The organism is Rhodanobacter sp. FW102-FHT14D06, assembly GCF_043950705.1.
In the GTDB taxonomy this organism is placed as follows: domain Bacteria; phylum Pseudomonadota; class Gammaproteobacteria; order Xanthomonadales; family Rhodanobacteraceae; genus Rhodanobacter.
Genome location: NZ_CP170722.1, coordinates 1,285,298 through 1,305,248, shown reverse-complemented (window position 1 = coordinate 1,305,248; position 19,951 = coordinate 1,285,298). Strand labels below are relative to the sequence as shown.

Annotated in this window: 17 protein-coding genes; 7 read left to right on the top strand and 10 right to left on the bottom strand. The window is 67.9% G+C overall.

What is annotated here, in order from left to right:
* Window positions 1-4 precede the first annotated feature (4 nt).
* From ACFCQI_RS06015 to ACFCQI_RS05985, 7 genes are all read right to left on the bottom strand, one after another.
* A complete protein-coding gene (locus ACFCQI_RS06015; protein ID WP_395120501.1) occupies window positions 5-601 on the bottom strand; it encodes a 1-acyl-sn-glycerol-3-phosphate acyltransferase in 597 nt (198 codons plus the stop codon).
* Window positions 598-1,020: an alternative ribosome rescue aminoacyl-tRNA hydrolase ArfB gene (gene arfB / locus ACFCQI_RS06010; RefSeq protein ID WP_395120500.1), complete on the bottom strand. Its 423-nt coding sequence runs from the start codon at window positions 1,018-1,020 to the stop codon at window positions 598-600. Before arfB ends, ACFCQI_RS06015 begins: the two co-directional genes overlap by 4 nt.
* A 110-nt stretch (window positions 1,021-1,130) precedes the next feature.
* Window positions 1,131-1,832, bottom strand: a complete 702-nt coding sequence (locus tag ACFCQI_RS06005) for a pseudouridine synthase (protein ID WP_395120499.1) — start codon at window positions 1,830-1,832, stop codon at window positions 1,131-1,133.
* A 101-nt stretch (window positions 1,833-1,933) separates the two neighbouring features.
* Window positions 1,934-3,583, bottom strand: coding sequence for a ubiquinone biosynthesis regulatory protein kinase UbiB (ubiB, locus tag ACFCQI_RS06000; protein ID WP_395120497.1), 1,650 nt, complete (start codon window positions 3,581-3,583; stop codon window positions 1,934-1,936).
* Window positions 3,580-4,230 (bottom strand): SCP2 domain-containing protein, encoded by a 651-nt coding sequence (locus tag ACFCQI_RS05995; protein WP_395120495.1) that lies wholly within the window; start codon window positions 4,228-4,230, stop codon window positions 3,580-3,582. Before ACFCQI_RS05995 ends, ubiB begins: the two co-directional genes overlap by 4 nt.
* 140 nt (window positions 4,231-4,370) lie before the next feature.
* A complete protein-coding gene (trmL, locus tag ACFCQI_RS05990; protein WP_395120493.1) occupies window positions 4,371-4,841 on the bottom strand; it encodes a tRNA (uridine(34)/cytosine(34)/5-carboxymethylaminomethyluridine(34)-2'-O)-methyltransferase TrmL in 471 nt (156 codons plus the stop codon).
* A 25-nt stretch (window positions 4,842-4,866) separates the two neighbouring features.
* Window positions 4,867-5,076 carry a hypothetical protein gene (locus tag ACFCQI_RS05985; RefSeq protein ID WP_395120492.1) on the bottom strand — a complete coding sequence of 70 codons (210 nt, stop codon included), beginning with the start codon at window positions 5,074-5,076 and terminating at the stop codon, window positions 4,867-4,869.
* 271 nt (window positions 5,077-5,347) lie between these two features.
* On the opposite strand from ACFCQI_RS05985, the gene ACFCQI_RS05980 reads away from it, so the two are divergent.
* Window positions 5,348-8,227: a M16 family metallopeptidase gene (locus ACFCQI_RS05980; RefSeq protein WP_395120491.1), complete on the top strand. Its 2,880-nt coding sequence runs from the start codon at window positions 5,348-5,350 to the stop codon at window positions 8,225-8,227.
* Between the two features lie 143 nt (window positions 8,228-8,370).
* A complete protein-coding gene (locus ACFCQI_RS05975) occupies window positions 8,371-8,772 on the top strand; it encodes a DUF4156 domain-containing protein (RefSeq protein WP_395120489.1) in 402 nt (133 codons plus the stop codon).
* Window positions 8,773-8,784: 12 nt separating this feature from the next.
* On the opposite strand, the gene ACFCQI_RS05970 is transcribed toward ACFCQI_RS05975, so the two are convergent.
* Window positions 8,785-9,912 (bottom strand): CapA family protein, encoded by a 1,128-nt coding sequence (locus ACFCQI_RS05970; RefSeq protein ID WP_395120488.1) that lies wholly within the window; start codon window positions 9,910-9,912, stop codon window positions 8,785-8,787.
* 216 nt (window positions 9,913-10,128) lie between these two features.
* Between ACFCQI_RS05970 and ACFCQI_RS05965 the strand changes: the two genes are divergently transcribed.
* The 5 genes from ACFCQI_RS05965 to pssA all read left to right on the top strand — a co-directional run bounded on the left by ACFCQI_RS05965 (window position 10,129) and on the right by pssA (window position 19,060).
* Window positions 10,129-12,882 carry a TonB-dependent receptor gene (locus tag ACFCQI_RS05965; RefSeq protein ID WP_395120486.1) on the top strand — a complete coding sequence of 918 codons (2,754 nt, stop codon included), beginning with the start codon at window positions 10,129-10,131 and terminating at the stop codon, window positions 12,880-12,882.
* Between the two features lie 98 nt (window positions 12,883-12,980).
* Window positions 12,981-14,393 (top strand): SLC13 family permease, encoded by a 1,413-nt coding sequence (locus tag ACFCQI_RS05960; RefSeq protein WP_395120485.1) that lies wholly within the window; start codon window positions 12,981-12,983, stop codon window positions 14,391-14,393.
* Between the two features lie 2 nt (window positions 14,394-14,395).
* The gene (locus ACFCQI_RS05955) at window positions 14,396-16,321 is read left to right on the top strand and encodes a CocE/NonD family hydrolase (protein ID WP_395120484.1); all 1,926 of its coding nucleotides are present in this window, start codon (window positions 14,396-14,398) and stop codon (window positions 16,319-16,321) included.
* Between the two features lie 52 nt (window positions 16,322-16,373).
* Window positions 16,374-17,303 (top strand): LysR family transcriptional regulator, encoded by a 930-nt coding sequence (locus tag ACFCQI_RS05950; protein ID WP_395120483.1) that lies wholly within the window; start codon window positions 16,374-16,376, stop codon window positions 17,301-17,303.
* Between the two features lie 353 nt (window positions 17,304-17,656).
* Complete coding sequence (pssA, locus tag ACFCQI_RS05945; RefSeq protein ID WP_395120481.1) at window positions 17,657-19,060, top strand: CDP-diacylglycerol--serine O-phosphatidyltransferase; 1,404 nt, start codon at window positions 17,657-17,659, stop codon at window positions 19,058-19,060.
* A gap of 11 nt (window positions 19,061-19,071) precedes the next feature.
* On the opposite strand, the gene ACFCQI_RS05940 is transcribed toward pssA, so the two are convergent.
* Together ACFCQI_RS05940 and ACFCQI_RS05935 are read right to left on the bottom strand one after the other, a co-directional pair.
* Window positions 19,072-19,674 carry a GNAT family N-acetyltransferase gene (locus ACFCQI_RS05940; protein WP_395120480.1) on the bottom strand — a complete coding sequence of 201 codons (603 nt, stop codon included), beginning with the start codon at window positions 19,672-19,674 and terminating at the stop codon, window positions 19,072-19,074.
* Window positions 19,675-19,678: 4 nt separating this feature from the next.
* Window positions 19,679-19,885: a YdcH family protein gene (locus ACFCQI_RS05935; protein WP_395120478.1), complete on the bottom strand. Its 207-nt coding sequence runs from the start codon at window positions 19,883-19,885 to the stop codon at window positions 19,679-19,681.
* Window positions 19,886-19,951 lie beyond the last annotated feature (66 nt).

Sequence of the window (19,951 nt, the reverse complement as noted above, 5' to 3'; positions counted from 1 at the left end):
GATTTCAGACGTCGCGATGCTTGCCCTTGAACGGCGCGTACCACTCGCGCAGGCGCTGCATGGTTGCGCCCATGTCGGTGCCGGCATCGAACAGTGGGCCGAGCTGGATGGTCCTGTCGGGGTAATGGAACGCGACCGGGAAGATCGGCACGCCGGCATCGTGGGCGATGTGCCAGAAGCCGCTCTTCCAGCGCGTCACCGGTTTGCGCGTGCCTTCGGGGGCGATGCCCAGCCACAGTTTCTCGCGCTGGCGGAACTGGTCGATCATCTGTTCGACCACGCCCTTGGCCGCGCTGCGGTCGATGGGAACGCCGCCGAGCCGACGCAGCAGCCCGCCCAGCGGGCCGCGAAACAATTCCTGTTTGCCCATGAAGTGCACGTCGGCGCCGATCGCCACCTTGATCAGCAGCCCCCACACCCCGTCCCACCACGAGGAGTGCGGGGCGGCGATCAGCACCAGTTTGGGGACGTCGGGAAATTCGCCGGTGAGATTCCAGCCGCACAGGCGCAACACGCCGCGGCAGATGCGTCGTTGCCAACCGTCGCGCAGCTTCGGCATGCGGGCGGGCAACTGGGCTGGAGTGAAGACGCGACGCTTCATTCGAACTCCGGTTTGCGCGAACGGGTCTGCTTGATCCTGCCGCGCTGCTGTTTGCCGGCCAGGCGGCGTTCCTTCGAGGCGCGGGTCGGTTTGGTGGCGACGCGTTTCTTCGGCGGCAGCAGCACGCCGCGAATCAGTTCGGCCAGCCGCTCGCGCACGTCGTCGCGATTGCGCGCCTGGTCGCGAAAGCGCCGGCCCTGGATCACCAGCATCCCTTCGGCGGTAAGCCGGCGGTCGCGCCGGGCCAGCAGCCGCGTGCGCACCTCCTCCGGCAGCGACGGCGAGCCCGCCACGTCGAAGCGCAATTCCACCGCGCTCTCGGTGCGATTCACATGCTGACCGCCCGGGCCGTCGGCGCGCAGGAAGCGCTCGATCAGTTCGGACTCGGGCAGGGCGAGGGTGCGGCTGATGGTCAGCATGGGGGGAAGTTTAGGGGAGAAGCGAGAAGCGAGTGGAGAGAAGTGAGGAGTGAGAGAGAGCGAAGGCAAGCCGTACCCCGGCTTTTCTCTCACTCCTCACTTCTCTTCACTCACTCCTGCTTCAAGCCCCAGCCGAACTGCGCCAGCAATCGCGCGAATGCCTCGTCCAGCGGCGCCTCCAGTTGCATCGGCGCGCCACTCACCGGATGCGCGAACGAAAGCCGCCACGCGTGCAGCAGCATCCGGTGGCAGGCAAAGTGCTGCTTGTAGAGGCGGTTGTGGTCGCTGCGGCCGTGCTGGCAGTCGCCGATCACCGGGTGATGGATGTGCGCCAGGTGCTTGCGGATCTGGCGGAAGCGGCCGCTCTCAGGCTCCGCCAGCAGCAGTGCGTAGCGTTGCTGCGGGTAGCGGCCGAGTGCGATCGGCAGCTCGATCGTGGCCAGGCGCCGGTAGCGCGTGCGCGCTTCGCGGCGCGGGCCGGTTTCGCGCGAGCCGGGCAGGGGATAGTCGATCACGCCTTCGGCCGGCTCCGGCCAGCCGCGCACCACCACCAGGTATTGCTTGTGCACCTCGCGCTGCATGAACTGCTCGCCAAGCGCGGCGGCGACCTCCTTGCTGCGCGCCACCAGCAGCACGCCGCTGGTGGCGCGGTCGAGCCGGTGCGCCAGGTACACGTTGCCGCCGACCTGCTCGCGCAGCAGGTCGATCAGGAACGCGTCGGCGGGCCCCACGAACGTCGAGCGGTGTACGGCCAGGTTCGCGGGCTTGTTCACCGCGATCAGCGCGTCGTCCTGGTAGAGGATGTCGATCATGCGTTCGAGCTTCCGCGCCCTGGTTATTCGTGGGAGCCCGCTCGCGGGCGATGCTGCGGGTGCCCGTGAAAAGCATCGCCCGCGAGCGGGCTCCTGCACGGTCAACGCGAGCGCGGCCAGCCGATGGCGAAGGAGAGGAAACCGGCGATACCGGCGCCCAGCGGCGGCCAGATGCCGTGTTGCGGGGCCAGCGTCCACAGTAGCGCGGCGCCGATCAGCAGTGCGCTGCCGAGCAGGCTGCAGGCCAGCGTCCTGTGCTGGCGACGGGCATTCTCCTGCGCCAGTCCGAGGGCCAGCGGATCGGCTGGCTCACGCCGCTCGCCGCGGCCGATCTGACGCAGCGCATCGCGTACCAGGTCGGGAAACTCCGGCGCGTGGTGCAGCCATTCGGGCAACCGTTTGCGCACGTCGCGCAGGGTGCGCAGCGGGCTGTAGCGCTGGCGCAGGATCCGCTTGAGCACCGGATGCGCGACTGCCCAGATGTCGATCTCCGGATCGAGCATGCGGCCGACGCCCTCGATGTTGAGCAGGGTCTTCTGCAGCAGGATCAGCTGCGGCTGCAGGGTCAGCTCGAAGCGGCGCGCGGTCTGGAACAGCTTGACCACCAGCTCGGCCAGCGAAATCTGCGACAGCGGGCGGGTGAAATACGGCTCGCACACGGTGCGCACGGCGGCTTCCAGTTCGTCCAGTCGCACGTCGGCGGGCATCCAGCCGGCGGCCACGTGCAGTTGCGCGATGCGGGCGTAGTCGCGCTCGAACAGCGCGATGAAGTTCTGCGCCAGCCAGTACTGGTCGGCCTCGGGCAGCGAGCCCATGATGCCGAAGTCCAGCGCGATGAAGCGCGGCTCGTCCAGGCGCGACGGGTCCACCCAGATGTTGCCGGGGTGGGCGTCGGCGTGGAAGAAATTGTCGCGGAACACCTGCTCGTAGAACACCCGCACGCCCTTGGCGGCCAGTGCCTTGCGGTCGAGCCCGGCGGCGTCGATCGCTGCGATGTCGTCGCTGCTGATGCCGTGCACGCGCTCCAGCGTCAGCACGCGCGAGGCGGTCAGTTCCCAGTGCACCGCCGGTACGTACAGGTCCACGCCGCTGGCGAAGTTGCGCTTGAGCAGGCTGGCGCTGGCGCCTTCGCGCTGCAGGTCGAGTTCGTTCTCCAGCATCTTCTCGACTTCGGCGACGACGTCGAGCGGGCGGATCTTGTCGGCATTCGGGTGCCAGCGCTGGGCCAGTTCGCCGAGCGAGCGCAGCAGCTTCACGTCGCGGGCGATCTGCGCGTCGATGCCCGGCCGCAGCACCTTCACCACCACCTCGCGGCCGTCGGCCAGGGTGGCGGCATGCACCTGGGCGATCGAGGCCGAGGCCAGCGGCGTCTCGTCGAATTGGGCGTATAGACGTCCAACCGGGAGTTTCAGCTCCCGCTCGACGATGGCACGCGCCTCGCTGCCGGGGAACGGCGCCACCTGGTCCTGCAGCAGCGACAGTTCGTCGGCAATGTCGGCGGGCACCAGGTCGCGGCGGGTCGACAGCACCTGGCCGGCCTTGACGAAAATCGGCCCCAGCTCGGTCAGCGCCCGGCGCAGGCGTTCGCCGCGCGAGAGGCTGGCCACGTCGGCGCGCGGTCGCGCCAGCAGCGGGCGCAGCAGTTTCAGCGGGCGGAACAGGTGCGCGGCGTCGACCAGTTCATCCAGCCGCCATGCCAGCAGCACCGAGGCCACTCGCAGCAGGCGCGGCACCACGCGCAGCGGCGTCACGCGGCGTCGCCCTGCAGTTGCCGCGCCAGCCGCTGCACGCGTGCGGCCAGTCGTTCGCTGTGTTCGCGCAAACTGTCCACTTCGTCGAGAAAGGTGTCGACTTCGCCAGGCGCCAGGGCCACGCGGGTTTCGTCGCGCACCCAGTCGGCGGCGTCTTCGACGAGATGGGCGCCACTTTCGCGGGCATGCGCCAGGCCCTTGCGCACGGCCCTGGCCAGCGGCACGCCGAGCACGTCGCCGAAACTGCGCGCGAAGGCCTCCTCGAAATCCGGCGCGAACTTGCCGGCCAGTTTTTCCAGGCGGCGCGCCAGTTCGGCATCGCCGGCGATCTCCACCTTGCCCGGCGCGATGCCGTCGTCGTCGCGGCGCAGCAGCATCGCCAGCAGGCTGCCCGGCGTCGCGGCCACCTTCAGCTGGCTGTCGTCGCGCGGCGGGCCGACTTTCAGGTGCGCCTGATCGACCGTGATGGCCAGCGCCAACTCCGGCCCGCGCAGATGCAACTGCACGCTGCGACCGTTCAACGCGGTCAGCCGCTGCTGCGTGTCGGGATCGAGCGACAGCGTGTGGTTCAGCGCGGTTTCCAGCGCTCGCCCGGCGAGCTTGCGCAGAGGTTGCGGCATCCAGGCGTTGGGGGTGGCAGCGTTCATCCGCCGATTGTAGCGGGGCGGCGCCTCGGGCAGCGCTTGGGCGCTGCCGGGGGTCGGGAATAGGGAATCGGAAGAGCGTTCTTTCTCTGGTTTGAAGAGGCCGCGGACGGTGCCGCTTTTGCCCGTGCCTTTCCGATTCCCTATTCCCGGCTCTCACCAGCGAAACCGAGCTGGCGCCAGGCCTCGTAGACCGCCACGGCGACGGTGTTCGACAGGTTCAGGCTGCGGCTGTGCGGGCGCATCGGCAGGCGCAGGCGTTGTGTCGGCGGGATGGTGTCCAGCACGTCGTCCGGCAGGCCGGCGGTTTCGCAGCCGAACAGCAGCGCGTCGCCGTCGGCAAAACGCACGTCGACGTGGGGCACGCTGCCGCGCGTGGTGAAGGCGAACACGCGTGGCGCGCCGAGCGCGGCGAGGCAGGCGGACAGGTCCTCGTGCACCGCGACGCTGGCGTATTCGTGATAGTCCAGCCCGGCGCGGCGCAGGCGGGCGTCGTCGAGCTCGAAGCCCAGTGGACGCACCAGGTGCAGTGCCGCGCCGGTATTCGCGCAAAGACGGATCACGTTGCCGGTGTTGGGAGGGATCTCGGGGCGATGCAGGATGACATGGAGCATCCACGCATTATCGCTTGCGCCATGCTCAGCTGGCCACGCGCGGGCAGACCACGCCGTCCGGCGGCAGCGCGCAGCTGCTCGGCGCGGCCAGCAGGATGGTGGCGATGCCGCCGTCGTGGGCGAGCTCGACCGGCGGCGTGGCGGTCGTGGTGGTCAGCATGGCGGCGAGGATGAGGCCGCACACCACGAGGCTGGCAATGAACAATCCGTGCAGCATGAAAGTCTCGAATTTCACGGTTACATCTCCGATGCGTAAGTGAGCCCTGCAGCCCGATGAAAGCAATCCCTGTGCCACGCCTGGATATGCGGCCAACATGCTGATTTTTCAAGGTTTAGATAGCCGCCTCGACACCCCGGCCGTTGTCCGCGGACAGTCGTCCGGTGGCGCCCGGACAGCGGTGCCCCGCGCCACCGCACGGGCCGTCGACCGTGCCACAAGTCATTTGCGATGCCCGGGCGCGGCCGGGTAGCCTGCCCGGACCATTCGCGAAAACAGGAGGTTCACCGTGAAAAAAACGCCGCTTGCCCTGCTCATCTCCGGCTTGCTCACGTTCGGGGTCGCCGCGCCGACACTGCTGGTCGCCGCCCCCGCGCAGGCGGTCGAGGCCGCCGCTGCAGCGACGCAGCAGATCCCCGACCTGGCCTATTCCCGTTTCGTGCTGCCCAACGGCCTGACCGTGGTGGTGCATGAAGACCACAAGGCGCCGGTGGTGGCGGTGAGCGTGTGGTATCACGTCGGCTCCTCCTATGAGCCCAAGGGCAAGACCGGCTTCGCGCACCTGTTCGAGCACCTGATGTTCCAGGGTTCGGAGAATCACAAGGACGAGTTCTTCAAGCCGTTCGAGCTGGCCGGCGCCACCGACCAGAATGGCACCACCTGGCTCGACCGCACCAACTATTTCGAAACCGTGCCGACCACCGCGCTGGACATGGCGCTGTGGATGGAATCGGACCGCATGGGCCACCTGCTCGGTGCCATCGGCCAGCCGCAGCTCGACGAACAGCGCGGCGTGGTGCAGAACGAGAAGCGCCAGGGCGAAAACCAGCCTTACGGCCGCGCCAGCGAACTGATCCAGGCCGAGGCGTTCCCGGCCAACCATCCCTACCATCACGACACCATCGGCTCGATGGCGGATTTGAACGCCGCCTCGCTCGGCGACGTCAAGCAGTGGTTCCGCGACTACTACGGCGCGGCCAACACGGTGGTGGTGCTGGCCGGCGACATCACGCCGGCGGTGGCGAAGGAGAAGATGCTGAAGTACTTCGGCGACATCGCCGCCGGTCCGCAGGTGCCGCGCCCGCAGCCGTGGATTGCCGCGCGCGACAAGTCCACCCGCGGCACGATGACCGACAACGTCGCGCAGACCCGCATCTACCGCGAATGGAACGTGCCGGCGCGCGGCAGCCATGACGAGAACCTGCTGGAGCTTGCCGCCGCCGTGCTCGGCGGCAGCAAGACCTCGCGGCTGTACCAGCGCCTGGTCTACCAGGACAAGCTCGCCGACAGCGTCTCCGTCTACGTCGAGCAGCATTCGCTGGCCAGCCTGTTCCAGTTGCAGGTCGACGTGAAGAAGGGCGTCGACCCGGCCAAGGTCGAGGCCGCGATCGCCGACGAATGGCAGAAGTTCCTCAACGATGGCCCCACCGCCGACGAACTGGCGCGGGTCAAGACCGAAACCCGCGCCTCCTTCGTGCGCGGCCTGGAGCGCGTCAACACGCAGGCCTCGATCCTGGCCGAGGGCCAGCTGTACCACGGCGATCCGGGGCACTACCTGAAGGACTTCAGCACCCTGATGGCGGCGACGCCGGCGAGCGTCAAGGCGGTGGCGAACCAGTGGATCGCCAAGGGCGACTACACCCTGACCGTGGTGCCCGGCAAGGTAGAGGACGCCGACATGGCCACCGTGGCCGGCCGGGCCGCCGCGTCCGGTGCGCCGGCGCCGGTGCTCACGCCCAAGGGCGATTACAAGACCGTGGCCAGCGACGTCGATCGCAGCAAGGGCGTGCCCGAAGTCGCCAGCTTCCCCGACCTCGCGTTCCCGACCCTGCAGCACGGCAAGCTCGACAACGGCGTCGAAGTGGTCCTGGCCGAACGCCACGGCGTGCCGGCGGTGCAGATGCAGTTGCTGTTCGACGCCGGTTACGCGGCCGACCAGGGCCGCAAGCTGGGCACCTCCAGCTTCACCATGTCGATGCTCGACGAAGGCACCCGGGACCTCGATTCGGTCGAGATCGCCAAGCGCAAGCAGCGCCTGGGCGCGATCATCGCCAGCGGTTGCGGGCTGGATTACTGCAATGCCTCGCTGAATGCGCTGGACGACCAGCTCAAGCCCTCGCTCGACCTGTTCGCCGACATCGTGCGCAACCCGGCGTTCCGCGATGCCGACGTCAGCCGCCTGCGCGGCCAGTGGCTGGCCGGCATCGCCCAGGAGAAGAGCCAGCCCATCGGCATCGCGCTGCGCACCCTGCCGCCGCTGCTGTACGGCAAGGACCACGCCTACGCGATCCCGTTCACCGGCACCGGCACCGAGGCCTCGATCAAGTCGCTGACCGATGCCGACATGCGCCAGTTCATCACCGACTACATCCGCCCGGACAACATGAAGATCCTGGTGGCCGGCGATACCACGATGGCGAAGATCATCCCGCAGTTGAACGCGGTGTTCGGCAACTGGAAGGCGCCGGCGAGCAAGGTGCCGGCCAAGAACATCGGCAAGGTCGCGCCGCCGGAACAGGTGCGCGTGTTCCTGGTCGATCGCCCCGGAGCGCAGCAGAGCCTGATCCTCGCCGGCAGTCTGGCGCCGTCCACCGAGGCGCCCAACAACCTGCAGATCCAGACCATGAACGGCGCCTTCGGCGGCAGCTTCACCTCGCGCCTCAACATGAACCTGCGCGAGGACAAGCACTGGGCCTACGGCGCCTTCAGCTTCCTGCAGAACGCGGTCGGGCAGCGCCCGTTCATGCTCTACGCACCGGTGCAGACCGACAAGACCGCGGCGTCGGTCAGCGAGATGCTGAAAGAGGCGCGCGGGGTGATCGGCGACAAGCCGCTGACCGCGCAGGAGATCAGCAAGATCAAGGTCGGCGACGTGCGCAGCATGCCGGGTCAGTACCAGACCACCCAGGCGGTGATGGGCGCCATGCAGGGCATCGCCCAGTACAACCGCCCGGATGACTACGTGCAGACCCTGAAGTCGCGCATCGAGGCGCAGACCGATGCGTCGGTGGAGGCTGCGGCGAAGGAGATCATCCACCCGGACCAGCTGACCTGGGTGATCGTCGGCGACCTGGCCAAGATCGAGTCGCCGATCCGCGCGCTGAAGCTCGGCACGGTCGAGGTGCTCGACGCCGACGGCAAGCCGGTGGCGGCCAAGCCGGCGAAGTGAGTCGCGCTGCCGCGCCGGCTGAACCGGCGCGGCAAGCGGCGGATGGAGCGAGGGACGCCGGCGCGCCGGCGCGTTACGATGGAGGCCGGACCGTCCTGGTCCGGCCTCTTTTCATGCCCTCAAGACCTGCCGCGGAGCCACCCATGCGCAAGACCCTGTTGTTGCTCGTCCCCATCCTGTTGCTCGGCGCCTGCAGTTGGGGCATCACCCTGGATTCGGCCGGCAAGAACGTGCGCACCGCCTGGAGCGGCGATGTTTCCAGCTGCCGCGAACTGGGCAAGGTCACCGTCTCGGTGATGAACCGCGTCGGTCCGGTCGACCGCAACGACATCAAGGTGCGCGACGAACTGGAAGTGCTCGCGCGCAACGAGGCGGCCAAGATGCACGCCGACACCATCAAGCCGCTGGCCGAACCGGCCGATGGCTCGCAGCCGTGGGGCGCCTACCAGTGCGGCAGCAACCCGGCCAAGCCGGGGGCGGGCCGACCGGCTTCGGCCCAATCGGCCAAGGGCGACGTGCAGACGTTCCCGGTGTCGGGCGGCTGACCCCTTCGACGGTCAATCCATGCTGATCCAGCCGCGTTCTCCCGCAATGCGCAGCGAGGTGCCGAGCACCGCGCTGAGCGACTGGAGGCGCGCGAGGATGCGTTGTGCATCCTCGCCTCGCGCGATCCTGGGGCGACCCCGCGTTTCGTCCTGGCGACTCGCATCGTCGCCCCTCTCGTTGAGCACCACCGGCACCAGTTCGAGCTGACGCATCGAGCCATCGCGCCGATGAAGGTGCGCGATCATGCTTTCCCACACCTCGGCCGGGTAGTAGCCGGGCTCGGTGCGGGAATGAAAGATCAGGCTGCCCATGCCATGGAAAATCGGCACCCCGTGATGAAGCTCGATCCCGTGCAGCAGCGGGGCGCCGTGCGAAAAGAATGCGCCGGCACCGGCTTCGGCGCAGCTCCGCGCGAATTCGCGCGCCCATGGCTGGGTGACGCGCATGTCCCCGCGCCAATCGTGGTTGTGCAGGCAGGCGACGACGAAGGCCGTGCCGGCCGCCGCGCGGATCGACTGAAGGATTCGTTCCACATCGTCCTGGTCGGGTGTGCCGGCTGCGGTCAGACGCAGCTCGTTGATGCCGGCGCCTGAACTTGTTGCCGCCACGCCCGGACGGATCTTGCCGGCCGCCATGGCCACCAGCGCGACACGGCGACCGCGCGCGATGAAGCAGGCGGCACCGCTGGCTTCGGCGAGGTCACTGCCGCTGCCGGCGGTGGCGAAACCGGCATGCTGCGCGGCGCTGCGGGTGGCCAGTACGCCCGCACGGCCGAAATCGCCGGCGTGGTTGTTGGCCAGGGCCAGCATGTCGAAGCCGAACGAGCGCAGGCAGCGCAGGGTGTCGGGGCCCGCGGCATGCAGGAACAGCCCTTGGCGAGTCGGTGCGCCCGACGCGCCAACGCGTATGGGCGTCTCCAGGTCGGTCATGGCGACGTCGCCGCGACGTACCTGGGCGATCACTTCGGCGAGGCCGGGGTAGGGCTCGCGGCAGAGGTCGTGCGCGATCAGCGCCTGCCCGGTGAGGGTTAGGGTCAGCTCGCGGCGTTCGGCCGCGCGCACGGCAACGCCTGGCAACAGCGGCGTCATCGCCAGGGCGGCGAGCAGCCGCCGGCGCTGCAGATTGCACGACTCGACCATGACGCCCCTCGCTCGATCCGGACCCGACAGCCCCAGCTATCCACGTCCACCGGGCCGCTTGCAAGCTTATTCGCGTACCTGCGCATGCCATACCAAAATGGCATGGACGCATTACCGGACTCGATAAGATTGCATATGTTCAGTCCGCGTGAATTACTCGATACCAAGGCAGATGCTCCGGCGAACTGGTCGCCACGCATGGTTTCGGGAGGGGTGATGAACAAGATGGCTGGCAAGGGGGAGTCACGGCGTGTACCGCGCCTGGGTGTGATGATGGTGGCGATTGCGGGCGCGCTGGCGGCGGGCGGAATGCCGGCGACCGCGGATGCGCAGAGCGCCGCGGACACGACGAGCGGCGATGCGAACAAGGCGAAGACGCTGGAAACGGTCAGCGTGGTCGGCTCGCGCATCCGCCGCAAGGACGAGGTGGCGGCCAGCCCGGTGTTTACCATGGAGCGCAACGAGATCGAGGCTACCGGCGTGGTCTCGGTCGGCGAGTTGCTGCAGGAGCTGCCATCGGTAGGTTCCAGCTTCAACTCGACCGGCTCGGGCGGCACCAGCCATGGCTCCCGCTCGTTGAACCTGCGCAACCTGGGCGCCAACCGCTCGCTGGTTCTGGTCAACGGGCGGCGCTGGGTGAACGGAGCCGGTACCCGCGGTTTTCGCGACTTTGTCGACCTGAACACGATTCCGCTGGCCGCGGTCGAGCGGATCGAAGTGCTGCTGGACGGCGCCACCGCCATCTACGGCGCCGACGCGATCGCCGGCGTGGTCAACATCATCACCTTCAGCGAGTTCGACGGGCTGAAGGCCAGCAGCTATGTCGGCCAGACCGACAAGGGCGACGGTTTCACACACAACGAGGATTTCCTCTGGGGCAAGTCCGGCGACTGGGGTTCGGCGCTGGTGTCGGCGACGGTCGCCGGCAGCAACGAGATCCTTGCCGGCCATCGCGACTTCTCGCGCGTACCGCTGCAAGGGTTGAGCCGAAACACGCCGGCGGGCCGTTTCCGCAACAGCACGCCGGTGGATGGCTTCGGCACCAAGGCGTTCGTGCCGGACGGCAACGGCGGTTTTCGCCTGGACGTGCCGGCCACCGATGTCTACAACGACCAGCCTGATACCACCTTGATCGGCCCCCTGGACATGGCTGGCGTGTATGGCCAGTTGCGCTTCCACGTCAGTGATGCGGTGACCTTCGTGACCGAAGGCCTGTACAACACGCGCGAATCGAGCCAGCGCTTCCCGCCGGCAACGCCACGCATCCGCGGCGGCGACGGCATGACGATTCCGGCCGACCACCCGTACAACCCGTTCGGCGTGGACTTCCAGGGCACGGGCACCAAGTTCGAGGTGGTGCGGACGATCACCGAGCTGGGGCCGCGCATCAACACGCAGAACGTTGACACGATGCGTGTGGCGGCCGGATTCGAAGGCGATTTCTCCAATGGCTGGTCGTGGAACAGCTTCTATACGTATGCCCAGAACAAGGCGAAGTGGACCTCCGCCAATCAGATCGATCTGGACAAGGTCGCGCTGGCACTGGGCCCGAACGCCCGCTGCGCGGCCAACGACTGCGTGCCGCTGAACATCTTCGGCACCATCACCCCGGAGATGGCCAACTACATCCGCGCCACTGGCGTCGACCACAACGGCACCAAACAGCACGACTTCACCGCCAACCTCACCGGCGACCTGTTCGAGTTGCCGGCCGGAATGCTGGCGTTCGCCGGTGGCGTGGAGTACCGCAAGGAATCGGGCTACGACCAGCCCAGCCCGTACTTCAATGAAACGCCGCAGTTCATCACCTACAGCCGCAAGACCACCTCGGCGCCGCGTCTGCCGACCGCCGGCTCCTACGATCTGAAAGAGGCCTATGTCGAGTTCAACGTGCCGTTGCTGGCGAACCTTCCGGCGGTCAAGCAACTGGAGCTGTCCGCCGCGACGCGCTACTCGAGCTACAACACGTTCGGCAACACCACCAACAGCAAGCTCGGCCTGGTCTGGCGGCCGTGGAACGACCTGATGCTGCGCACCACCTGGGCGCAGGGCTTTCGCGCGCCCTCGATCAACGAACTCTACGCCGGCCTGCGTCAGACCAACTTGCCGGCGGTTGACCCCTGCAACGGCGGCGGCGCCGGCAAGCCCGGGTGTGCCGGGGTGCCGACCAGCTACGACCAGCGCAACTACTCGGGCGGCTCGATCCTCTCGACCGTGGGCGGCAACCCCGACCTGCGGCCGGAAACCTCGGTCAATCGCAGCAGCGGCTTCATCTACACGCCGAGCTTTGCCAAGGGCCTGACCTGGTCGGTCGACTGGTACGACATCGACCTGAAGGAGGCGATCTCCAGCTTCGGCTCGCAGAACCTGCTCGACTTGTGCGCCAATACCGGTCAACGCTGCAACCTGATCAAGCGCGACACCAGCGGCGAGATCATCAACCTGATCGACGGCCCGATCAACCTGAACCGGCTCAAGGCCAGCGGCGTCGATACGACCATGCGCTACCAGTTGCCGACGATGGCGGCGGGCAATGTCGGGCTGATGTTCAACGCGGCTTACCTCAACGCGTTCGATCGTTACGACACCTTGCCCAGCGGGGAGGTGCGCGTGGCCAGGCGGGCCGGCAAATCGGACATCGCGCGCGAGAGTTTCCCGCGCTGGAAAGCGAACACCGCCGTGGACTGGTCGCGTGGCCTGTGGTCAGCGAACTGGAGCATGCATTACATCGGCAGCACCGACGAGGGCCCGGCGCCGGGCTATGGCCGGATCCCGGCGCAGATCACCCATGACGTGTGGGGTGCCTATACGCTGCGCTCGCAACTGATGACCTTCACCCTTGGCGTGCAGAACCTGTTCGACAAGGACCCGCCGTTGTCCTATGTCAACGGCGGCGACCTCAACTTCGACATGAGCACCTACAACCCGCGTGGCCGCTTCATCTACGTGAAGGCCACGATCACCCTCTGAGACGGGCACCGGCGGCATCGGCGCGATGCCGACCGCCGGCCCGGGCCGCCGCGGGAGCGGGCGCCGGCGACCCGCTCAACCACATGGATCTTCCCAGCATGGCCAACCGTCCCGTCACCGATGGCAAACCTGCACAGCGGCCTCGTCGCAAGATCGACGTGCACCCGGTGCTGATGCTGGTGTCCGTGCTGTTGCTGTGCGCGGTGCTCACCTACGTCCTGGACTCCGGCGCGTTCCAGCGCGTCGATGGGCGGGTGGTGCCGGGGACCTACTCGGTGATCCCGAAATCGTTCGACTGGTGGCACCTGCTTGGCCTGGGCGCGGCCGGCGAGCAGGCGCGCCCGGCCGGCGTCATCACGGTGCTCGAATCCATCCCGCTGGGGCTGGTGCGAAACGCCTCGCTGATCTTCATGGTGATGTTCGTCGGCGGCCTGTTCGGCGTGTTCAAGCAGACCGGTGCGCTGGACGCCGGCCTCGACCAGCTGGTGCATCGCTCGCGCGGGAATGTCTACCTGCTGGCGCCGGTGCTGATGGGTGCGCTGGCGGCGGGCAGCTCGTTCCTGGGCCTGATTTCGGAGTATCTGGTGGTGTTGCCGGTCTTGCTGTCGATGGCCGAGCGGCTGCGCCTGAGTCCGCTGTACGCGGTGGCGATGCTGCTGATCGCGGCCAAGCTGGGCTACATCGCCTCGGTCAGCAATCCGGTGGTACTGCCGATCGCGCAAGGCATCGTGCAGGTGCCGATCTTCAGCGGTTTCGGCATGCGCCTGGCGGTGCTGGCGGTGTTCCTGCCGATCGGCATCGCCTATCTGCTGTACCGCATCCGCCGCAGCGGTTTCACCAAGGCGGATTTCGCGCCTGCCGCGGGATCGCTGTCGGGGCGGCACCTGGGCGTGCTGCTGCTGCTGGGCCTGGCGATCGTGCTGATGATCTACGCCGGACGCACCTGGAGCTGGCATTACAACGAGCTCAGCGCGTTCTACCTGGCGGTGACCGCGGGACTTGCCGTGATCGGCGGGCTGAGTGCGCGGGTCAGCGCGGATGCCTTCATCGATGGCATCAAGGGCATGATCCTGCCCTCGCTGCTGATCGGCCTGGCCGGCGCCATCCACGTGCTGCTGCAGGAGGCGAATATCCTCGACACCGTGGTCAACGCCATGGCCGGCCTGATCCACGGCCAGTCGTCGTGGATCGCCTCGCTGGCCATCATGTTCACCGAGGCGGGGCTGGATGTGCTGATTCCCTCGACCTCGGCCAAGGCCGCAATCAGCATTCCGATCCTGTGGCCGATTGGCCAGCTGTCGGGGCTGCAAGGCAACTCGGTGGTGCTGGCCTACTTGTTTGGCAACGGCCTGATGGCGACGGTCAGTCCCACCTCGGGGCTGATGCTGGCGATGCTGGCGATGGCGAAGGTGCACTACGGCGCGTGGGTGCGCTTCATGCTCCCGCTGACCCTGGTGCTGACGGTGGTGGCGACGGCATTCCTGCTGGTCGCCACGCGGATCGGTTACTGAGCATGGCGATCGGTGAGGGCATGGAGCAAACGCGGGCGGACACCGCCGACGCAGCGGCCGCAGGCCTGCAGCCGGGCCCGTACCCGGTACGCCTGCGTGCGGACGTGATGGTGACGATGCGCGATGGCGTGCAGTTGGCGGTCGACCTGTACCTGCCGGACGGCGCCAGCGGGTCGCGTTGGCCTTGCCTGCTCGAACGCACGCCCTACGACAAGGCGGGCACCGCGCAGTCGGATGTCGTGGCCGGGTATCCACTGCCCTTGTCGAAACCGCAGATCGCGCGGTGGTTTGCCAGCCACGGCTTCGTGGTGGCGATGCAGGATTGTCGCGGTCGCTACCGTTCGCAAGGCGTGTTCACCAAGTACACCAACGAGGCCGTTGACGGTGTCGACACCCTTGCCTGGCTGGCGGCGCAGTCGTGGAGCGATGGTCGCGTGATCACCCAGGGCCTGTCCTATTGCGCGCACGTGCAGACAGCGCTGGGCAGCCTGGCGCCCGCGGCGCTGAGCGCCCAGTTCGTCGACTCCGGCGGCTTCTCCAACGCGTACCACGGCGGCATCCGGCAGGGTGGTGCGTTCGAACTCAAGCAGGCGACCTGGGCCTTGAAGCACGCCTTGCTGAGCCCGCTGACGCAGCAGGATTCCAGCCGCAAGGCAGCATTGCAGGCGCAGGACATTCGCGCCTGGTTTCGGCGCATGCCGTGGGCGCGCGGCGACTCGCCGGTCAGTGCGGCACCGGAATACGAGGACTACCTGTTCGAGCAATGGGAGCACGGCGATTTCGGCCCCTATTGGCAACAGGTCGAGTTGTGCGGTGAGCGCCATTACGACACCTACGCCGACGTGCCGATGGTGCACATGTCCAGCTGGTACGACCCCTACGTGCGCACCGCCACCGACAATTACCTCGGCCTGTCGCGGCGCAAGCATGCTCCGGTGCACCTGGTGATGGGGCCGTGGATTCATGGCCGGCGCTCGCAGACGTTCGCCGGCGATGTTGATTTCGGCGAGCAGGCGACACTGGATGCGGCGTTCGGCCACTCGTTCTACGAGCTGCGTCGCGCGTGGTACGACCATCTGCTGGGGCGACAGGCCGACAACCCGTTCGCGCGCGGTCGCGTGTCGATCTTCCTGATGGGCGGCGGCAGCGGCCGGCGCAACGCCGAGGGCCGGCTGGAGCACGGCGGGCGCTGGTTGCATGCCGACGACTGGCCCTTGCCCGGCACCACCAGCCAGGCGTGGCACCTGCATGCCGATGGCCGGCTCGACGCCACGCCGCCGACGGAGCGGTTCGCGGCGCTGGACTATGTCTACGATCCTGCGCGACCGGTGCCGACCATCGGCGGCACCATCACCTCGGCCGAGGGGGTGATGCCACCGGGCGCCTTCGACCAGCGCGACGACGCCCGTTTCTTCGGCTGCGCCGGCACGGGTCGCGACATCGGCGAGCGCGACGATGTGTTGTGTTTTCGCAGCGCGCCGCTGGCGCGCGCGGTCGATATCGCCGGGCCCATCCGCGTGAGGCTGTTCGTTTCCTCCGATTGCCGGGATACCGACATCACGATCAAGCTGATCGACGAGTACCCGCCCCATGCCGACTACCCGCACGGTTTCGCGATGAACCTCAGCGACGGCATCCTGCGTTTGCGCTATCGCGATTCCTGGCAGCAGCCGCGCTGGCTGGTGCCGGGCGAGGTGGTCGAGGTGGAGGTGGAGGCCTTCGCCACTGCCAACCATTTCGCGGTGGGCCATCGGATCCGGCTGGACGTGTCCAGCAGCAACTATCCGCATTTCGACCTCAATCCGAACACCGATACGGCGCCCGGTCGCTGGCGCGAATCCAGGCCGGCGCACAATCGCGTGCATCTGGACCGCGCACACCCGTCGCGACTGCTGTTGCCGGTGTTGCCAGTGGCGTCGCCCGCTTGATCGTGTACGTTGTTCGGCAGCCCATTCACTGCCGCCACGTGGCGCTCCGCCCATGAAGCTCGACAACCTCAAGGCGCTGGAAGCCTTTCGCGAAATCATCCGGCTCGGTTCGGCCACCGCCGCCGGGCGCAGCCTGAGCTTGAGCCAGCCTGCGGTGAGCCGCCTGCTGGGGCAGTTCGAGACCGAACTGGGCTTCAAGTTGTTCCACCGCAGCAAGGGGCGGCTGCTGCCCACTTCGCAGGCGCTGCTGCTGTTCGAGGAGGTGGATCTGGCGCTGCAAGGCGTCGAGCGGATCAATGTGCTGGCCCAGGACATCCGCCAGACCAATGCCGGGCAACTGCGCGTGGTGGCGCCGCCGAGTTTCGCCGAGGGGCCGCTGGTGAAGCTGGTCGCTTCGTTCCTGAGCCTGCATCCCAATATCCACATCAATGTCGATTCGCGCACCCGGCCGACGGTGATGAACCTGGTTGCCACGCGCACCGCCGATTGCGGTTTCGGCAAACTGCCGCTGGATCATCCCGGCATCCGCCTGCGGCCGCTGATCAGCAGCCCCACGGTTTGCGTGCTGCCGCCGGCGCACCGGCTGTCGGCGGGCAAGCGCCCGATCGGCGCCAGGGATCTTGCCGGCGAACCGCTGATCCTGGTCGGCCATCGCGGCGGCGACACCCGCATGCGGATCGACCAGGCCTTCCAGCAGGCGGGGGTGCGCCAGACGGTGCGGCTGGAAGCCCATAACGTGGGCGCGGCCTGTGCGCTGGCGGCCGAAGGCGTCGGCATCGCGATCGTCAACGAGCTGCTGTCGCGTCATTCGTTGTGGACCGGCGTGCGCATTCGCCGCTTCGCGCCGACGATCGAGCAGGAGTACGTGTTCATGTCGTCCGCCAACGTGCGCGAGACATCCTTGACCGAGGCGTTCTATGAACACTGCCGCGCGTCGCTGGGACGCAGGCGCAGCGGGTCACCGCCGCCACGGCGAGGCTGACAGGGGCGGGCGCCAGCAAGCGCCGCCACGGCGGTGCCAGGTGGATGGTGGCTTGTCACGGGTTGATCCGATGGTCGCCGGCGCTTGCCACGATGCGGCCGGCGCGACGGCAGCCCCGCCATGGGAATACCGGCAGCCGCCGGCGGAAATCCCCGCCTTGGCCGAGGCGCGCCCGCCACCGCGAGCGCTCAGCGACAGTCGGCAGCAGGTGCTGGTGCTGCGCCGACCCCCTCGGCGCCGGTGCGGGTCGCGCAGGGACCCGCCGGCGCGCGGAACGGTCCGGCCATGGTTCGCCGCAGGCAATTCCCGCCGGACGGGTCGTAGTGCGCGGCATGGTTTGCGATGATGGAGGAATGATTGCGCGCAAGACCCTGATGACAACACCTATCCGCCTGGCTCGACGCCTGGTGTCGCTGCCGCGACGCAAGGGCAATCCGCGCACAGCCTTGCCGGCGTTTGCGGTGGATGCGGCGGCGATCAGCTGCCTGTCCGATCCGGCGGCGTTCCGGCAAACCCTGCTGACGCTGATCGCGCAGGCTGCCCGGCGCATCGTGATCGTGACCTTGTACCTGCAGGACGACGATGGCGGTCGCGAGATATTGGCGGCGCTTTACGCGGCCAAGGCGCGCCGGCCCGAGCTGGACATCGCGGTGTTCGTCGACTGGCACCGCGCGCAGCGCGGGCTGATCGGCAAACACAAGAGCGCGGGCAACGCCGGCATGTACCGCGAATGGGCGCAGCGGCTGGGCGATGGCGTGCCGATCTACGGCGTGCCGGTGCAGAACCGCGAGTTGTTTGGCGTCCTGCACCTGAAGGGCTTCGTGGTCGACGACGCGGTGTTGTACAGCGGCGCCAGTCTCAACGACGTCTACCTGGCGCGACACGATCGCTACCGACTCGATCGCTACCACCTGCTGCGGCATGCGGGCCTGGCCGACGCGATGGCCGGCTTCGTCGCGAGCCGGCTCGCCGGCAGTGGCGCGGTGCGGCAGTTGAACGTGGCTGAGGTGCCGAGCACGCGCAGCCTGCAGCCGCAGATCCGCCGCTTGCGCGGGCAGTTGCAGCAGGCGCGGTACGAAGTGATCCCGGCGCTGCCGAATGCGGACCAGGTGGCGGTGACTCCGCTGCTGGGTTTTGGCCGCAGCGGCAACCAGCTCGACGCGGTGCTGCTGGCGCTGCTCCGGGAGGCGCGCGAGCGGGTGATCCTGCTGACGCCGTACTTCAACCTGCCACGTCCGGTACGGTTGGTGCTCGGCCAGTTGCTGCGGCGCGGCTGCTGCATCGACATCATGGTCGGCGACAAGGTCGCCAACGATTTCTACATACCGCCGGAGCAACCGTTCAAGACCATCGGCCTGCTGCCGTACCTGTACGAGAACAATCTGCGCCGCTTTGCGCGCGCGCACCGTGCGCAGATCGAGGCCGGCCGGTTGCGGCTGCACCTGTGGCGCGACGGCGACAACAGCTACCACCTGAAAGGCCTGTTCGTGGATGACGACGTGGCCGTGCTGACCGGCCACAACCTCAACCCGCGTGCATGGTCGCTGGATCTGGAAAACGGCCTGCTGCTGCGCGACCCGGCGAAACGGCTGCACGCGCAGCACGAGGCGGAATGGGCGGCACTGCGCCGGCATGCCGTGCAGCTGGCCGATTACCGCGCGCTGGAAAGCCCGCGCCAGTACCCGCCCGAAGTGCGTCGGCTGCTGCGCCGCTTGAACCGCACGCAACTCGCCCGCCTGGTCAATCGCCTGCTGTAGGGCGGGGCCGCCTATCGGTTCGAGGCGAGCCGGTTCAGCCGCATGTCCAGCCAGTTGGCGACGTTGCCCCATTCCTCGGCGAGGATGCTGAAGCACACCGTGTCGCGCAGGCTGCCGTCGGTGCGGCGGCGGTGCGCGCGCAGCACGCCTTCGCGTTGCGCGCCGAGGCGCTCGATCGCGCGCTGCGAATCCTCGTTCAGCACGTCGGTGTGGAACGCGACGGCCGCGCAGCCCAGGGTCTCGAACGCATGCTCCAGCAGCAACCGCTTGCAGGCGGTGTTGAGGTGGCTCTTCTGCCAGCGTTTCGCGTACCAGGTGTAGCCGATGGCCAGGCGCGGCACGGCGGCGTCGATCTCGTAATAGCGCGTGCTGCCGACGATGTCGCCGCCGTGCGCCTCGCGCACGGCGAACGGCAGCATGTGGCCTTCGCGCTGGCCTTGCAGCGCCTTCGCCACGTAATCGCCCGCCTGGCCCGGTGGCGGCACGCTGGTGACGGCGAGGTTCCACAACTCGCCGTCGGCGGCGGCGGTTTCCAGCGCGGGCGCGTGTTCCGGCGTCAGCGGCTCCAGCACGACGTACTCGTCGTGCAGGCGGATCGGGGCGAACAGGGTCATGGGCTCAGGCGTCGAGGTCGGGGATCAGCTTGCTTTCCAGCCGCGCGATATGGTCCTTCAGCAGCAGCTTGCGCTTCTTGAGCCGGGTCAGCTGCAGTTCGTCGCGGCCGATGGCGTGGGCCAGTTCGTCGATCGCCACGTCGAGATCGCGATGTTCCAGCTTGAGCTCGGCAAGCAGGTGGGCGATTTCGGCGTGATCCTGGATCGGCATGGGAATGGCCAAACGTGTGACGTACCGCCCATTTTAGCGCGCTGGTGGCGCTGCGCCAGCGGTAAT

Coding starts and splice junctions, on each gene's coding strand:
- ACFCQI_RS06015 (WP_395120501.1), bottom strand. CDS start 601: ATGAAGCGTCGCGTCTTCACTCCAGCCCAGTTGCCCGCCCGCATGCCG.
- arfB (WP_395120500.1), bottom strand. CDS start 1,020: ATGCTGACCATCAGCCGCACCCTCGCCCTGCCCGAGTCCGAACTGATC.
- ACFCQI_RS06005 (WP_395120499.1), bottom strand. CDS start 1,832: ATGATCGACATCCTCTACCAGGACGACGCGCTGATCGCGGTGAACAAG.
- ACFCQI_RS05995 (WP_395120495.1), bottom strand. CDS start 4,230: ATGAACGCTGCCACCCCCAACGCCTGGATGCCGCAACCTCTGCGCAAG.
- trmL (WP_395120493.1), bottom strand. CDS start 4,841: ATGCTCCATGTCATCCTGCATCGCCCCGAGATCCCTCCCAACACCGGC.
- ACFCQI_RS05975 (WP_395120489.1), top strand. CDS start 8,371: ATGCGCAAGACCCTGTTGTTGCTCGTCCCCATCCTGTTGCTCGGCGCC.
- ACFCQI_RS05970 (WP_395120488.1), bottom strand. CDS start 9,912: ATGGTCGAGTCGTGCAATCTGCAGCGCCGGCGGCTGCTCGCCGCCCTG.
- ACFCQI_RS05965 (WP_395120486.1), top strand. CDS start 10,129: ATGAACAAGATGGCTGGCAAGGGGGAGTCACGGCGTGTACCGCGCCTG.
- ACFCQI_RS05960 (WP_395120485.1), top strand. CDS start 12,981: ATGGCCAACCGTCCCGTCACCGATGGCAAACCTGCACAGCGGCCTCGT.
- ACFCQI_RS05955 (WP_395120484.1), top strand. CDS start 14,396: ATGGCGATCGGTGAGGGCATGGAGCAAACGCGGGCGGACACCGCCGAC.
- ACFCQI_RS05950 (WP_395120483.1), top strand. CDS start 16,374: ATGAAGCTCGACAACCTCAAGGCGCTGGAAGCCTTTCGCGAAATCATC.
- pssA (WP_395120481.1), top strand. CDS start 17,657: ATGATTGCGCGCAAGACCCTGATGACAACACCTATCCGCCTGGCTCGA.
- ACFCQI_RS05940 (WP_395120480.1), bottom strand. CDS start 19,674: ATGACCCTGTTCGCCCCGATCCGCCTGCACGACGAGTACGTCGTGCTG.
- ACFCQI_RS05935 (WP_395120478.1), bottom strand. CDS start 19,885: ATGCCGATCCAGGATCACGCCGAAATCGCCCACCTGCTTGCCGAGCTC.